General features: G+C 57.8%; 11 protein-coding genes. 10 read left to right on the forward strand and 1 reads right to left on the reverse strand.

Features of this window, described 5'->3' with window-relative positions; translation table 11 throughout:
- Positions 1–3: 3 nt before the first annotated feature.
- The 7 genes from sucD (at position 4) to lpdA (ending at position 8,298) form a co-directional block, all read left to right on the forward strand.
- Positions 4–888, forward strand: coding sequence for a succinate--CoA ligase subunit alpha (sucD, locus tag G560_RS0101215; RefSeq protein ID WP_022702490.1), 885 nt, complete (start codon positions 4–6; stop codon positions 886–888).
- 71 nt (positions 889–959) lie between these two features.
- On the forward strand, positions 960–1,430 hold the full coding sequence (locus G560_RS20165) for a DUF805 domain-containing protein (RefSeq protein ID WP_022702491.1): 471 nt from the start codon (positions 960–962) through the stop codon (positions 1,428–1,430).
- Positions 1,427–4,387: a 2-oxoglutarate dehydrogenase E1 component gene (locus G560_RS0101225; RefSeq protein WP_022702492.1), complete on the forward strand. Its 2,961-nt coding sequence runs from the start codon at positions 1,427–1,429 to the stop codon at positions 4,385–4,387. Before G560_RS20165 ends, G560_RS0101225 begins: the two co-directional genes overlap by 4 nt.
- A 5-nt stretch (positions 4,388–4,392) precedes the next feature.
- A complete protein-coding gene (gene odhB / locus G560_RS0101230; protein ID WP_022702493.1) occupies positions 4,393–5,904 on the forward strand; it encodes a 2-oxoglutarate dehydrogenase complex dihydrolipoyllysine-residue succinyltransferase in 1,512 nt (503 codons plus the stop codon).
- A gap of 124 nt (positions 5,905–6,028) precedes the next feature.
- On the forward strand, positions 6,029–6,445 hold the full coding sequence (locus tag G560_RS20920) for a trypco2 family protein (RefSeq protein WP_050525157.1): 417 nt from the start codon (positions 6,029–6,031) through the stop codon (positions 6,443–6,445).
- Positions 6,445–6,840 (forward strand): MAPEG family protein, encoded by a 396-nt coding sequence (locus G560_RS0101235; RefSeq protein WP_022702494.1) that lies wholly within the window; start codon positions 6,445–6,447, stop codon positions 6,838–6,840. Before G560_RS20920 ends, G560_RS0101235 begins: the two co-directional genes overlap by 1 nt.
- 72 nt (positions 6,841–6,912) lie before the next feature.
- Positions 6,913–8,298: a dihydrolipoyl dehydrogenase gene (lpdA, locus tag G560_RS0101240; protein ID WP_022702495.1), complete on the forward strand. Its 1,386-nt coding sequence runs from the start codon at positions 6,913–6,915 to the stop codon at positions 8,296–8,298.
- 106 nt (positions 8,299–8,404) lie between these two features.
- Here lpdA and G560_RS0101245 read toward each other — a convergent pair whose 3' ends face one another.
- A complete protein-coding gene (locus G560_RS0101245; RefSeq protein ID WP_022702496.1) occupies positions 8,405–10,384 on the reverse strand; it encodes a protein meaA in 1,980 nt (659 codons plus the stop codon).
- Between the two features lie 204 nt (positions 10,385–10,588).
- Here G560_RS0101245 and G560_RS0101250 point away from each other — a divergent pair, with 204 nt between their 5' ends.
- From G560_RS0101250 to G560_RS18210, 3 genes are all read left to right on the forward strand, one after another.
- A complete protein-coding gene (locus G560_RS0101250; protein WP_022702497.1) occupies positions 10,589–11,971 on the forward strand; it encodes a 1-acyl-sn-glycerol-3-phosphate acyltransferase in 1,383 nt (460 codons plus the stop codon).
- 116 nt (positions 11,972–12,087) lie between these two features.
- The gene (ccrA, locus tag G560_RS0101255) at positions 12,088–13,380 is read left to right on the forward strand and encodes a crotonyl-CoA carboxylase/reductase (protein ID WP_022702498.1); all 1,293 of its coding nucleotides are present in this window, start codon (positions 12,088–12,090) and stop codon (positions 13,378–13,380) included.
- Positions 13,381–13,547: 167 nt separating this feature from the next.
- Positions 13,548–13,748 (forward strand): hypothetical protein, encoded by a 201-nt coding sequence (locus G560_RS18210; protein ID WP_022702499.1) that lies wholly within the window; start codon positions 13,548–13,550, stop codon positions 13,746–13,748.
- Positions 13,749–13,770: the final 22 nt, after the last annotated feature.

Here is a 13,770-nt window from a genome sequence, read left to right on the forward strand (position 1 = left end):
CGAATGGCCGTTCTCGTCAATTCCAATACCCGTGTTATCTGCCAAGGTTTTACGGGAAGCCAAGGTACCTTCCACTCCGAGCAAGCGATTGCTTACGGCACCAAGATGGTCGGCGGCGTGACCCCCGGCAAAGGCGGTTCCACCCATCTGGACCTGCCGGTGTACAACTCGGTCCACGAGGCGCGTGCAGCAACGCAGGCCAATGCCACTGTGATCTATGTGCCGCCGCCCTTTGCCGCCGACAGTATCCTTGAGGCGATAGACGCCGAAATGGAGCTGATTGTCTGCATCACCGAAGGCATTCCGGTGCTGGATATGATGCGGGTAAAACGCGCGCTGGAAGGGACGAACAGCCGCCTGATCGGGCCAAACTGCCCCGGTGTCATCACCCCCGGCGAATGCAAAATCGGCATCATGCCCGGCCACATCCACCGCCGCGGGTCGGTCGGTGTTGTGTCGCGCTCGGGCACGCTGACCTATGAGGCGGTCAAGCAGACCACCGATCTGGGCCTTGGCCAATCCTCGGCTGTGGGCATCGGCGGCGACCCGATCAAAGGGTCCGAACATATCGACATCTTGGAAATGTTCCTGGCCGATCCGGAAACCCAGTCGATCATCATGATCGGTGAAATCGGCGGTTCTGCCGAAGAAGAAGCCGCGCAGTTCTTGGCGGATGAGCGTAAAGCTGGTCGTTGGAAACCCACCGCAGGCTTTATCGCTGGCCGCACCGCCCCCCCCGGCCGCCGCATGGGCCACGCAGGCGCAATCGTCGCCGGTGGCAAAGGCGATGCGGAAAGCAAGATCGAAGCGATGAAGCGCGCCGGTATTGTTGTTGCCGAAAGCCCTGCCCATCTGGGTGAAGCCGTGATGCAGGCGATCAAAGCGTAAAATTCTTAAGGCGGGGGCAACCCCGCCTTGCCTATGCCAATTGTCGGGGTGAACCCCGGCCTACGGAGCAGATGTTGGGACCAATACAAGCCATTACGACCTGTTTTGCCAAGTCGTTCCAATTCTCGGGCCGCGCCTCGCGGGCGGAGTTTTGGTGGTTCACATTGTTTGTGAATGTCGTGCTTCTGGTTGCTTTCGGGGTATTCGATGTCTGGCTTTATGGCATTGATCTTTACGATGAGCATTCAATAGCCCCTGCGACAGAGCTTTTGTGTGTGGTCATGTTCTTTCCCGCCACAGCAGTGACCATGCGCCGGCTACATGACTGTGGTTGGCAAGGCTGGCCTGCGCCTGTCGTCATCGCCGGATTTTATCTAACGTCCTACATTACCATGTTAATGAAGGACGAAACATGGCCTTGGATTTCACAGCTGGAAACGGGGCTACTTACGCTGAACGTCGTCCTTCTTATCGCCGCACTCTTTCCCGGAAAACCGGGCCATAATCCCTACGGTCCTAACCCCAACGAGGTTCCCCAATGACCGAGCAGTCCCCCACAGCCCAATTCCGCGCCCAGTCCTATCTGGATGGCGCCAATGCTGATTACATCGACCAGATGGCGGCAAAGCATGCCCAAGACGCGGCATCGGTCGATGCAAGCTGGGCCGCGTTCTTTGACCAACTGGCCGAAGGGGACCGCGTGGCCGAAGCCGCCGCCGCTGGCCCGTCTTGGGCGCGCGCCGATTGGCCGCCTGTACCGAATGATGACCTGACCGCCGCCTTGACAGGCGAATGGCCGGTGATGCCCTCCAAAGAGGGCAAAGCGGCAGGCCAAAAGATTGCCGCCAAAGCAGCCGAGGCTGGCGTGTCGCTGACCGATGCACAGGTGCAGCGCGCCGTTTTGGACAGCATTCGCGCGTTGATGATTATCCGCGCTTACCGCATCCGTGGCCACCTTGCCGCCGATCTTGACCCGCTGAAAATGCAGGACACGACAACCCATCCCGAACTCGACCCCAAGGCGTACGGCTTTGCCGAGGCCGATATGGACCGCCCGATTTTCATCGACAATGTTTTGGGCCTGCAAATGGCCTCGATGCGCCAGATCATCGAGATTGTGAAACGCACCTATTGCGGCACGTTTGCGCTGCAATACATGCATATTTCCGATGCCGAACAAGCCGCTTGGCTGAAGGAACGTATCGAAGGTTACGGCAAGGAAATTGCCTTTACCAAGATGGGCCGCAAAGCGATTTTGAACAAGCTGGTCGAGGCGGAAGGGTTTGAAAAATTCCTGCATGTGAAATACATGGGGACCAAGCGCTTTGGCCTTGATGGCGGCGAAAGCCTGATCCCCGCGATGGAACAGATCATCAAGCGCGGTGGTGCGCTGGGTGTGCGTGATATCGTGATCGGCATGCCGCACCGTGGCCGCCTGTCGGTTCTGGCCAACGTGATGCAAAAACCCTACCGCGCGATTTTCAACGAATTTCAGGGCGGCAGTTCCAAGCCGGAAGATGTTGATGGCTCGGGCGATGTGAAATACCACCTTGGCGCCTCCAGCGACCGCGAATTTGATGGCAACAGCGTTCACTTGTCGCTGACCGCCAACCCGTCGCACCTAGAGGCGGTGGATCCGGTCGTATTGGGCAAAGTGCGCGCCAAGCAAGACCAGATGAATGATGTCGACCGTGAACATGTGCTGCCGATCCTGCTGCACGGCGATGCGGCCTTTGCGGGCCAAGGCGTTGTGGCCGAATGTTTCGGCCTGTCGGGTCTGCGCGGCCACCGCACGGGGGGCACCATTCATATTGTGGTGAACAACCAGATCGGTTTCACCACATCGCCATCGTTCAGCCGCTCTTCGCCCTATCCCACCGATATCGCGCTGATGGTTGAGGCACCGATTTTCCATGTGAACGGTGACGACCCCGAGGCTGTGGTTCATGCCGCCAAGGTGGCCACCGAGTTCCGCCAAAAGTTCCACAAAGATGTGGTTCTGGATATCTTCTGCTATCGCCGCTTTGGTCACAACGAAGGCGACGAGCCGATGTTCACCAACCCCGCGATGTACACCCAGATCAAAAAGCACAAAACCACCCTGTCGCTTTACACCGAGCGTTTGGTCCGTGACGGTCTGATCCCCGAGGGTGAGATCGAGGATATGAAAGCCGCGTTTCAGGCCTACCTGAACGAGGAATTCGATGCGGGCAAAGATTACAAGCCGAACAAGGCCGACTGGTTGGATGGCCGTTGGAAAAACATGTCCCGCGAAGGGGCGGAATATGAAGCAGGCAAAACGTCGATCACCAAAAAGGCGATGGCCGAGATCGGCGCAGGCCTGACCCGTGTTCCCGACGGATTTGATCTGCACAAAACCGTTGGTCGTCAGCTTGAAGCGAAAAACAAGATGTTCGCTGACGGCAAAGGCTTCGATTGGGCCACCGCCGAGGCGCTTGCCTTCGGGTCCTTGGTCACCGAAGGCTTCCCCGTGCGTCTATCGGGGCAGGATTGTACCCGTGGCACATTCAGCCAACGCCATTCCGCCTTTATCGACCAGAAAACCGAAGAACGTCACTATCCGCTCAATCACATCAAAGCGGGTCAGGCGCGGTATGAGGTGATCGATTCCATGCTGTCGGAATATGCGGTTTTGGGCTTTGAATACGGCTATTCGCTGTCTGAACCCAACGCGCTGACCATGTGGGAGGCGCAGTTCGGCGATTTTGCCAATGGCGCGCAGATCATGTTCGACCAGTTCATCAACTCGGGCGAAAGCAAGTGGCTGCGGATGTCGGGCCTCGTTTGCCTGCTGCCGCACGGCTACGAAGGGCAGGGGCCGGAACACTCCTCTGCGCGGCCCGAACGCTTCTTGCAGCAATCGGCGAATGACAACTGGATCGTGGCGAACTGTTCCACCCCCGCCAACTATTTCCACATTCTGCGCCGCCAGCTGCACCGCGATTTCCGCAAACCGCTGATCCTGATGACGCCGAAATCCTTGCTGCGTCACCCGATGTGCATTTCGGATGCCGAAGATTTCACCACCGGCTCGTCGTTCCACCGCGTGTTGTGGGATGATGCGCAAAAGGGCCATTCCGACCTGACGCTCAAACCCGATGCCAAAATCAAACGTGTCGTGATCTGTTCCGGCAAGGTCTACTATGACCTGCTGGCCGCCCGCGATGCCCAAGGCCTTGACGACGTGTATCTTTTGCGGCTGGAACAGTTCTATCCCTTCCCTGCCATGTCGATGGTCAAGGAACTGGAACGCTTCAAAGGCGCCGAGGTTATCTGGTGCCAGGAAGAGCCGAAAAATCAGGGCTATTGGACCTTTGTTGAACCCAATATCGAATGGGTTCTGGGCAAGATCAACGCGAAAACCAAGCGTCCGCGCTTTGTCGGTCGTCACGCCAGCGCCTCGCCGGCCACAGGTCTGGCCAGCCGTCACAAGATGGAACAAGAGGCGCTGATCGCAGATGCGCTGACGGGGGGCTAGGGCGCATGGCAACCGAAATCCGCGTTCCCACCCTTGGCGAAAGCGTCACCGAGGCGACCGTCGCCACCTGGTATAAAAAACTGGGGGATACCGTCGCCGTCGATGAAATGCTGTGCGAGCTGGAAACCGACAAGGTCACGGTCGAGGTGCCAAGCCCCGTTGCAGGCACCCTGACCGAAATCGTTGCCACTGAGGGAACTACCGTGGGCGTCGCCGCCCTGCTGGCCCAAATTGGCGCGCTGTCCGAAAATGCCGGGGCCGCCGCCCCGAAAACCAATGATAAAAGCGCACAGGCCACGGCCAGCGCGGAAGAGGGTAAAATGACTGACGTAAACGTGCCAACCCTTGGTGAATCTGTGTCCGAGGCCACCGTGTCCACATGGTTCAAAAAGGTCGGCGATACCGTCGCCCAGGATGAAATGCTGTGCGAGCTGGAGACTGATAAAGTATCGGTTGAGGTGCCAAGCCCCGTCGCCGGTGTGCTGACCGAAATCATCGTCGCCGAAGGCGAAACCGTTTCCGCCAACGCCAAATTGGCCGTGATCGCCGAAGGCGAAGCGGCCCCCAAAGCGATTGACGCAGGCCCCGAAGAGATGAAGCCGCGCAAGGCCGAAGACACCGTCAAAACCAAGGATGTCGAAGACGCCCCCTCCGCCAAAAAAGCGATGGCCGAAGCTGGCATCACCCGCGATCAGGTCACGGGTTCAGGCCGCGATGGCCGCGTGATGAAGGAAGATGTCTCCACCGCCAAGGCCCCCGCCGCCGCCGCGCCAGCCCCCGCCGCCGTGCCCCGCGCCCCTGTGCCTGCCGATGATGCCAGCCGTGAAGAGCGGGTCAAAATGACCAAGCTGCGCCAAACCATCGCGCGCCGCCTGAAGGAATCCCAAAACACCGCCGCCATGCTGACCACCTATAACGAGGTGGATATGTCTGCGGTCATGGCGCTCCGCAACCAGTACAAAGACGAGTTTGAGAAAAAGCATAAGGTCCGCCTTGGCTTTATGTCTTTCTTTACAAAGGCGTGCTGCCACGCGTTGAAAGAAGTGCCCGAGGTGAACGCCGAAATCGACGGCACCGATATCGTCTATAAAAACTTTGTCCACATGGGTGTGGCGGCGGGTACACCCTCGGGCCTCGTGGTCCCTGTGATCCGCGACGCCGATGCGATGTCATTCGCCGAAATCGAAAAAGCCATTGCCGAAAAGGGCCTGCGCGCGCGTGATGGCAAGCTGTCGATGGCTGAAATGCAAGGCGGCACCTTCACCATTTCCAACGGCGGCGTCTACGGCTCGCTCATGTCCTCGCCCATCCTGAACCCGCCGCAATCGGGCATTTTGGGTATGCACAAAATCCAGGACCGCGCGATGGTTGTGAACGGCGAAATCGTCATCCGCCCGATGATGTATCTGGCCCTGTCCTATGACCACCGGATCGTCGACGGCAAGGGTGCTGTGACCTTCCTTGTGCGGGTGAAAGAAGCGCTGGAAGATCCGCAGCGGTTGTTGATGGATTTGTGAGGGGCGGTGGGTTTCACCCACCCTACGGGCAACCTGTAGGGTGGGTGCCAACCCACCAACGGTCAAATACGATTCGAGCGTAGGGCGGGGTTTAGCCCGCCGTTTTCCCCAAAAGGAGATCGACGTGGACCTTAAGGATTTTATCGTTGAAACGGTCTCGTCAATAGTCGAGGCATCGGCTGACCTTACTATTAAGTTTGAATCCCATGGCGTAGTGGTTAATCCACCGGCCAATAGCTACGGGCGAGGAAATGAGAGTTTCGCAGAAGACAGTGTTAACTTTGCCAACAGACGTGTTCAGAATATAGAATTTGATGTTGCTGTTACTGCATCCAGTTCGACTTCTGGAAGTGGCGGTGGTGGCTTTAAAATATGGGTCGCCGAAGGGTCCGCAGAGGGTAGTCATGTTCGTTCGAACGAACAAGTTAATCGGATAAAGTTTTCTGTCCCATTGTCGCTGTCTGCGAGCAGACAAGAGAAAGACAACGTTCAGAAAAAGCTGAACACGCCGACAACGCGACATGTAGATGGTATGTATTGATGACCCCCGAACTCACCACCCTAGCCCTCGCGGCCCTGCTCCAAACCGTCCAATTCGCCCTCTTCGCGGTCCCCGCAAATATGGAACTTGGCACCGGCTACACCTCTTCGGCCCGCGACCGCGCGCCCTCACGCCAACTCTCGGAACGCACCGCACGCCTGCAACGCGCGATGAACAACCATTTTGAAGGGTTGATCCTGTTCACCATCGCCGTGGTCGTCGTCACCTTGGGTCAGCAATCGACCCAAGTGACCCAAACCGCCGCTTGGGTATACCTAGCGGCGCGCGTCCTATACATTCCGGCCTATGCGTTTGGCTGGCGGCCGTGGCGCTCGGCTATCTGGGGCGTCGGCTTTTTTGCGACCGTGACCATGATCGTCGCGGCTTTGATCTGAAATAAACGGCATACGGGTGTATGTACGGATGTCATACGCATCGCATACGCCAAACATACGAAAGGCTAAAACATGGCGAGTTTTGACGTAATCATCATCGGTGCGGGCCCCGGCGGCTATGTGTGTGCCATCCGCTGCGCGCAACTGGGGCTGAAAGTGGCCGTTGTTGAGGGGCGCGAAACCCTTGGCGGCACCTGCCTGAACGTGGGTTGTATCCCGTCCAAAGCACTGCTGCACGCGACCCATAGTTTGCATGAGGCCGAGCATAATTTTGCCAAGATGGGCCTGAAGGGCAAGTCGCCTTCGGTCGATTGGGACCAGATGAAAGCGTACAAACAAGACGTGGTCGATGGCAACACCAAGGGCATCGAATTTCTGTTTAAAAAGAACAAGGTAACTTGGCTGAAAGGTTGGGGAACGATCCCCGCTGCGGGCCAGGTTAAGGTCGGCGATGAGGTGCATGAGGCCAAAAATATCGTCATCGCCACCGGGTCCGAGGCGGCATCGCTGCCGGGTGTTGAGGTCGATGAAAAGACCGTCGTAACCTCGACCGGCGCGCTGGTTTTGGGCAAGATCCCCAAGTCGATGGTGGTGATCGGCGCGGGTGTAATCGGGCTTGAAATGGGCTCGGTCTATGCGCGGTTGGGATCGGAAGTGACGGTAGTAGAATACCTTGATGCGATCACGCCGGGCATGGACGCCGAAGTGGCTAAATCTTTCCAGAAGATCCTGACGAAACAGGGTTTAAAATTCATTCTGGGCGCCGCCGTTCAGGGCGTTTCGACGAAAAATGGCAAGGCCAAAGTGACCTATAAGCTGCGCAAAGATGACAGCGAAACGGTGCTGGACGCCGATTGTGTTCTGGTAGCGACCGGTCGTAAACCCTTTGTCGATGGATTGGGGCTAGAGGCTTTGGGCGTTGAGATGGAAAAGCGCGGGCAAGTAAAAACCGATCATTTCGCGACCAATATCAAGGGTTTGTACGCGATCGGCGACGCGATTGTTGGCCCGATGCTGGCCCATAAGGCCGAAGACGAAGGCATGGCGCTGGCCGAGGTTCTGGCGGGCAAAGCGGGCCACGTTAACTATGACGTCATCCCTGGCGTGGTCTACACGACGCCCGAGGTGGCATCCGTGGGCAAAACCGAGGAGCAGCTGAAAGAAGCGGGTCGTGCCTATAAGGTGGGTAAGTTCTCCTTCATGGGCAACGCCCGCGCCAAAGCAATTTTCCAAGCCGAGGGGTTTGTGAAAATTCTGGCGGACAAGGAAACGGATCGGATTTTGGGCGCGCATATCATCGGCCCGATGGCGGGTGATTTGATCCATGAGGTTTGTGTCGCGATGGAATTTGGTGCCTCTGCGCAGGATTTGGCGCTGACCTGCCATGCGCATCCAACATATAGCGAAGCAGTGCGTGAAGCAGCGCTGGCATGCGGCGATGGTGCTATTCACGCCTAAGGACAGTTTTGCGGATAATCTGAGCCTCCGGCGGAGGTATTTTGGCCAAGATGAAATGGGGCGCCCAGTTTTTGGGCGCCCCTTTTGTGTTGGTGCTGCGGGCCGCCTATTGCGCCGCGATGGTTTGGTCGTTCACCAAGGTAACGATGTCCATCATGATCCGGTTCAGTTCAAAGTCCTTGGGGGTGTATACGGCGGCCACGCCAAGGGCGCGAAGCTGGGCGGCGTCTTTCTCGGGGATGATGCCGCCGACCACAAGCGGGACATGTGAAAGCCCAGATTGTCGCATGTTTTCAAGTACCTCTGTGATGAGCGGTATGTGAGAGCCGGAAAGGATCGAGAGACCGACCACATGGGCATCTTGCTCTACCGCCGCACTCACAATCTCTGCTGGAGTCAGGCGGATGCCTTCGTAGTGGATATCCATGCCGCAATCGCGCGCGCGGGCGGCGATTTGTTCGGCACCGTTGGAATGGCCATCAAGCCCGGGTTTTCCGACCAAAAACTTCAACTGGCGGCCCAATTTGGCAGACACGGCCTGCACAGCCTCGCGGATTGGTTCCAGCCCCTCGGTCCGGTTCGATGGGTTGCGCGAAACGCCGGTAGGGGCGCGGTATTCGCCAAAAGTGGCGCGGATTGTCGCCCCCCATTCGCCGGTCGTCACACCAGCTTTGGCGCAAGCAATGGAGGGGCGCATGATGTTTGTCCCGTCCTGCGCGGCACTGCGCAGCGCGGCGAGGGCGGTCTCGACGGCCGCATCGCTGCGGGCTGTTTTCCAATCGGTGAGACGTTGAATCTGGTCAGCTTCTGCCTTTGGGTCGGCCACCATGATTGACCCATCACCAGCGGTCAGCGGGCTGGGCGTGGTTTCCACCCAGCGGTTCACACCAACCACGGTCGTCTCGCCCGACTCGATGCGGGCAATGCGTTCGGCGTTAGCCTCGACCAAGCGGCCCTTCATATAGTCAATCGCGGCGACAGCGCCGCCCATCGCGTCGATCTGGGCCAACTCATCCCGTGCACCTTGCTTTAACGAATCCACCTTACGATCCACGGCAGGGTTGCCATCAAAGAGGTCGTCATATTCCAGCAAATCCGATTCATAGGCCAAAATCTGTTGCATCCGTAGCGACCATTGCTGGTCCCAGGGGCGGGGCAGGCCAAGCGCCTCGTTCCATGCGGGCAGCTGCACAGCGCGCGCGCGGGCCTTTTTGGACAAGGTTACGGCCAGTGCCTCGATCAAAATCCGGTACACGTTGTTTTCGGGTTGTTGTTCGGTCAGGCCAAGAGAATTTACCTGCACGCCATAGCGGAAGCGGCGGTATTTTGCGTCTTGCACGCCATAGCGGGTTAGGCAAATCTCATCCCACAGGTCGACAAAGGCGCGCATCTTGCACATTTCGGTGACGAACCTGATGCCTGCGTTCACAAAGAACGAAATTCGCCCCACCATATTGGGGAAGTCCTCAGCTGCAACCTTGCCTTTTAAATCATCCAACACCGCGCAGGCGGTGGCCAGTGCGAAGGCTAATTCTTGTTCCGGTGTCGCCCCAGCCTCTTGCAAATGATAGGAACAGACGTTCATTGGGTTCCATTTTGGCAGGTGCTTTTGGGTATAGGCCGCAACATCGGTGATCATCCGTAGGCTGGGCACGGGCGGGCAGATGTAAGTGCCGCGCGACAGGTATTCCTTAATGATATCATTCTGCACGGTGCCGTTTAGGTCAGCAATATCAGCGCCTTGTTCCTCGGCGACCGCGATATACAGCGCCAGCAGCCAAGGTGCTGTGGCGTTGATGGTCATTGAGGTGTTCATCTGATCCAGCGGAATGTCGGCGAAAAGCGCGCGCATATCGCCGAGGTGCGAAACTGGAACTCCCACTTTGCCCACTTCGCCCCGCGCCAATTCGTGATCGGAATCGTAACCTGTTTGGGTTGGCAAATCGAAGGCGACAGACAGGCCTGTTTGCCCTTTGGCCAAATTGCTGCGGTAGAGCGCATTGGATGCCGAGGCCGTGGAGTGGCCGGCATAGGTGCGAAACAGCCAAGGCTTGTCTTTAACAGGGGCGGCGGTTTGGTCGGGCATGGCGAGCCTCCTAGATTCGTGTCACGCAATTTTCTTACGTTGTGGGATTGATAGGCGACATTTTGTGCCAATGTCAATTCGCTGCAGCGCAGCGGTAAGGGATTTGCGGTTGCGGCATTCCCTTGCGGTACATTCCCAGCGCACGCAGGTAAAACCACGCGGGGGAGTAGCTCTTGACCTGCAATCTGCGCTAGGTTGGCCAGTATGACCCAAAGCGTAACGCTTCCCCTTTGGCTGCTGATCCTGATCGTGCTGTTTGGCGCGGTTACCTTTGCATCGCATTTCGTGTTCCCATCGGTGCGCTGGTTTCTGCGCGGTCGGGCCGAGCGGGCCTTGGCGCAGTTGAATGCCAAGTTGCAGCGCCCTGTTGATCCCTTCAAGCTGATGCGCAGGCAGGATAAAATTGTCCGGCTGGTCTATGACCCCGCCGTGATGCAGGCGATCGCCGATCATGCCCGCGAGACCGGAAAACCGCAAAATGTGGTGTTTGAAGAGGCCAAGTCCTATGCCCGCGAAATTGTGCCGGGGTTTTCGACTTTGCTGTATTTCGGGGTGGCTACACGGGTCACGCGCTGGCTGACCAAGCAGCTGTACCGCGTTAAAATCGGCAGGATTGATACGGAATTGAAGGGCATAAACCCAGAAGCTACGGTGATCTTCGTGATGAACCATCGCAGCAATATGGATTATGTTTTGGTCACTTGGCTGGTCGCGGATCGCTCTGCGCTGTCCTATGCCGTGGGCGAATGGGCCAGAATTTGGCCGCTCAGCCGGATAATCCGCGCGATGGGGGCGTATTTTATTCGGCGTGGTAGCAGGAACGCGCTCTACCGAAAGGTTTTGGCCCGCTATGTGCAGATGGCCACGGCCGAAGGGACGACGCAAGCCGTGTTTCCCGAAGGCGGGCTAAGCCTTGATGGTCGGGTCGGTGAGGCCAAAATGGGGTTGCTGAGCTATATCGTTGCAGGATTTGACCCTAAGGGCCGCGACGTGGTGTTTGTGCCGGTTGGCCTTGCCTATGACCGTGTGCTGGAGGATCGGGTTTTGACCGAGGCTGCGCAGGACGACACTCGGCGGTTTCGGGCGCGGATTGGGGTGATGCTGCGCTTTGGTGGCAAGATGCTGTGGCAAAAGTTGCGCGGGCGGTTTGCGGGCTTTGGCATTGCCGCTGCGGGATTTGGTGCACCTGTGTCGTTACGCGATTGGTTGGCCAAGTCGCCTGATACGGGCCCAGAAGTGCTGGGTGCAGATTTGATGGCGCGGATCACCGCTTCGGTGCCGATTTTGCCTGTGCCTTTGATGGCCGCAGCGCTGACCCTAGGGCCGCTAACCCGCGAGGCGCTGGTCAAAAGGGCCGAAGCGCTGGTGCAGGCATTGCAGGCCAAAGGTGCGGTTTTGCGGTTGGGGCCAGTGGACGATTGGACCGCAGACGGGCTTGGCCCGTTATTGGCGCGTGGATTTGCGCTTGAGGTGGATAGCAAGCTGGCGGTGACCGAACGGGGCGCGCGTATCACTGCGTTTTATGCGGCACCGGTTTGGCAGGCCTTGGGGCACGACGCTCAAGATGCCGCAACGCAGCAGACATAAAATTACAAAAATTGCACTTCTCACTATTGCAAAGTTGCGTGATGGTCCGTATTCCTAGGCTTGAGCCGCCTGCGATTCTGCGATGCGGCATAATTGACCCGCGAGAGGAGGCCCCAATGGCTTTGGATACCCAGCTTGATATCGTTGCCTATGAGGCACCGCAAAAAGACCTGTATGAAATCGGCGAGATGCCCCCATTGGGCTATGTTCCGGCGCAGATGTACGCGTGGACCATTCGCCGCGAACGCCACGGTGAACCCGACACCGCCATGTTGGTCGAGGTGGTCGACACACCCAAAATCGACAGCAACGAAGTGCTGGTTTTGGTTATGGCGGCGGGCGTGAATTATAACGGTGTTTGGGCCGCGTTGGGTGTTCCGATCAGCCCGTTTGATAGCCACAAGCAGCCGTTTCACATTGCGGGCTCTGATGCGTCGGGTATCGTTTGGGCTGTCGGTGACAAGGTGAAACGCTGGAAGGTTGGCGATGAGGTGGTGATCCACTGCAACCAAGATGACGGCGACGATGAGGAATGTAACGGCGGCGACCCGATGTTTTCGACCAGCCAGCGGATCTGGGGATATGAGACGCCGGACGGGTCGTTTGCGCAGTTCACCAATGTGCAGGCACAGCAGTTGATGCCCCGCCCCAAGCACCTGACGTGGGAAGAAAGTGCCTGCTATACCCTGACGCTGGCCACCGCGTATCGCATGCTGTTCGGCCATGAACCGCATGACCTGAAGCCTGGGCAAAACGTGCTGGTTTGGGGCGCGTCGGGTGGCCTTGGGTCCTATGCGATCCAGTTGATCAACACGGCAGGCGCCAATGCGATTGGCGTGATTTCCGAAGAGGACAAGCGCGAGTTTGTTATGGGCCTTGGCGCGAAAGGTGTGATCAACCGCAAGGATTTCAAGTGCTGGGGGCAACTGCCCACGGTGAACACACCGGAATATAAGGTGTGGTTCGATGAGGCGCGCAAATTCGGCAAGGCGATTTGGGATATCACCGGCAAGGGGAACAACGTCGATATGGTGTTTGAACACCCCGGCGAGGCGACGTTCCCAGTGTCCACCTTGGTGTGCAAAAAGGGCGGCATGGTCGTGATTTGTGCAGGCACAACGGGGTTCAACTGTACCTTTGACGTGCGTTATTTGTGGATGCACCAAAAGCGTATTCAGGGCAGCCACTTTGCACATTTGAAACAGGCATCATCGGCGAATAAGCTGATGCTGGAACGGCGCTTGGATCCGTGCATGTCTGAGGTATTCCCTTGGGCCGAAATCCCTGCGGCCCATATGAAAATGCGCCGGAACGAACACAAACCCGGCAATATGTCGGTGCTGGTGCAGGCACCCCGTACGGGTCTGCGCACGTTCGAGGATACGCTGGACGCCAGCAAGAACCGTTAATCGCGGCAACGCCTTTGTAGCCGCCGTGCCCTTTGGGCACGGCGGCTTTTTGTTGGGCGCAAAGAAACCCGGATTTGGTTACTATTTATTGACAGTTAGGCAGCTAATCTGGCTGGGTCGACAGGTGTGATTTGGCGGCGTTTTCATAACCTTGTATTGGGGGCGCAATGCGCCATGACTGGATCTTTGATGTATTGGCCGATCTGCGGGCCTATGCGGATGAAAATAACCTACCCGCACTGGCGGCGCAGGTAACCGCCACGTTGCGGGTCGCAGATATCGAGGTGGCCGAGGAGGCGTTTGCTCGCGCGCAGCATGCCCCAGCGGGTGCCAAAGATAAGGGGAAACACGCGCGGCGCGCGCATTAGGGCACTGTGCGTCACGATTTGT

Source organism: Pseudorhodobacter ferrugineus DSM 5888, assembly GCF_000420745.1.
Classification (GTDB): Bacteria; Pseudomonadota; Alphaproteobacteria; order Rhodobacterales; family Rhodobacteraceae; genus Pseudorhodobacter; species Pseudorhodobacter ferrugineus.